This is a genomic window from Microcystis sp. LEGE 08355 (assembly GCF_015207185.1).
In the GTDB taxonomy this organism is placed as follows: domain Bacteria; phylum Cyanobacteriota; class Cyanobacteriia; order Cyanobacteriales; family Microcystaceae; genus Microcystis; species Microcystis panniformis.
The window spans coordinates 1-2,007 of the sequence record NZ_JADEXI010000732.1 but is presented as its reverse complement, the minus strand read 5'-3'; the positions used below and the strand labels follow the sequence as shown (position 1 = coordinate 2,007).

2 protein-coding genes and 1 tRNA gene are annotated in these 2,007 nt (G+C 47.4%); 2 read left to right on the top strand and 1 reads right to left on the bottom strand.

The window, feature by feature from the left end:
• The first annotated feature begins 311 nt into the window (after positions 1-311).
• Entirely contained in the window at positions 312-905 is a 594-nt protein-coding gene (gene rdgB / locus IQ242_RS23455) for an RdgB/HAM1 family non-canonical purine NTP pyrophosphatase (RefSeq protein WP_193961610.1), read from the top strand.
• On the opposite strand, the gene lipA is transcribed toward rdgB, so the two are convergent.
• Entirely contained in the window at positions 868-1,773 is a 906-nt protein-coding gene (gene lipA / locus IQ242_RS23450) for a lipoyl synthase (protein WP_370583047.1), read from the bottom strand. The genes rdgB and lipA overlap by 38 nt on opposite strands.
• A gap of 71 nt (positions 1,774-1,844) precedes the next feature.
• On the opposite strand from lipA, the gene IQ242_RS23445 reads away from it, so the two are divergent.
• A tRNA-Pro gene (locus tag IQ242_RS23445) sits at positions 1,845-1,918 on the top strand.
• Positions 1,919-2,007: the final 89 nt, after the last annotated feature.

The following is a 2,007-nucleotide window of genomic DNA, read 5'->3' as shown; positions in this document are numbered from 1 at the left end:
GGGTTAGCGGTAGCGTAACATGAGCAGGCGTTGGGTTTCATGCTTCAACCCAACCTACGTTCATCTATATTTAATTCCACCCACCCACTTATTTGTACTTCCTTGATCTGTTTGTCTTTGAGTCTTTCAGTCAATGGGAATTTTAAGGAACCCATGCTTAACTTTAATCCTGGCAATAATCAGGGGGAAATGTCCGTCCGATCCAAAGCAGTCAGGGAGTTAAAAGTTTTTACTGTAGCTTTAGTGTATAGTGAAATATTCTCAACGTCAAGCCGTCCTAAAAGGCCGGGGTTTCCCACCCAAAATTTTCGATGAAAAAATTAATTCTAGCCACGAGTAACCCGGGTAAATTAGCAGAGATAGGGGAATACTTAACTGATATCGACCTAGAATTGCAGTTAAAACCCGATGATTTAGAGATAGAGGAAACCGGGGCGACTTTTACTGAAAATGCTTATTTAAAAGCTGCTCAAATTGCCCTAACATTGGGAGAATGGTCGATCGCTGATGATTCGGGATTGGAAGTAACTGGGTTAGGAAATGCACCGGGGATTTACTCGGCCCGCTACGGTGAAAATGATCGAGAAAGAATCGATCGCCTCGTCAGAGAATTAGGAGATAATCAGGATCGCTCGGCCCGTTTTGTCTGTGTAATTGCGATCGCCCGTCCCGATGGTGAGATTGCCTTGAGCGCCACAGGAATCTGCACGGGAGAAATTTTAACCAGTCCTAGGGGTGAAGGTGGTTTTGGTTACGATCCGATTTTTTATGTTCCCGAATACGCTTTAACCTTTGCGGAAATGTCTCCCGAATTAAAAAGAAAAATTAGCCACCGAGGACGAGCTTTTCAGCAATTGCTGCCCCATCTCAAGACTCTCGCGGATACAAATTCATCAAGGCTCTGACTTGTTCAGCATGATAAGAGCTTCTTGTCAAGGGACTCGCAACAATTTGTAAAAATCCCAGAGACTCACCGTATTCGCGCCAAGCGTGGAACTGTTCGGGGGTGATAAATTCCTGGACACCGAGATGTTTTGAGGATGGTTGCAGATACTGCCCGATGGTGAGAATATCACAATCGGCAGCCCGTAAATCGCGCATTACTTGCCGCACTTCCTCGTCGGTTTCCCCCAATCCCACCATAATGCCCGATTTTGTGTAGGTAGCGGGAACAATGGCGCGGGCGCGCTGCAATAATTCTAGAGAACGCTGGTAATCACCCTGGGGACGCACGCGACGATAGAGACGGGGAACAGTTTCGGTGTTATGGTTTAAAACTTCAGGTTTAGCGGCAAGAATCAAAGCTAAAGCCTGCCAATTGCCGCAAAGATCGGGAATCAGCACTTCGATGGTGGTTTTTTGGGAAATGCGGCGAATTTCCTCGATACAACGGACAAATTGACTAGCACCCCCATCAGCCAAATCATCGCGATTGACAGAAGTGATCACTACATGATTAAGATCAAGACGTTGCACGGCTGCCGCTAGTCGCAGGGGTTCCGTGGAGTCTAAAGGTTGCGGTTTTTTCTCAAAATCTATATCACAGTAAGGACAGGCGCGAGTGCAAGCAGGACCCATAATTAAAAAGGTAGCCGTCCCTGCGTGGAAACATTCGCCGATATTGGGACAGGAAGCCTCCTCACAAACGGTATTTAAGCCTAAATCGCGTAAAACCTCCTTAACACTGCCGACTCGCTGCCATTGCGGTGCTTTCACCCGTAACCACTCTGGTTTGACCGTCACGCCTGAACTACTCCGATAATTTTTGCCTATATCCCTAATATCCTAGCAAGTCTCGACCCAATCAAGGCCGAATATGCTATGATGATTTAGCTAAAAAATTTCGGGATGTAGCGCAGCTTGGTAGCGCACTTCGTTCGGGACGAAGGGGCCGCAGGTTCGAATCCTGTCATCCCGATTAAAGACAATCAAGGGTAGATCCCCCCGCCTATCGGCACCCCCCTTAATAAGGGTAGATCCCCCCGCCTATCGGCACCCCCCTTAATA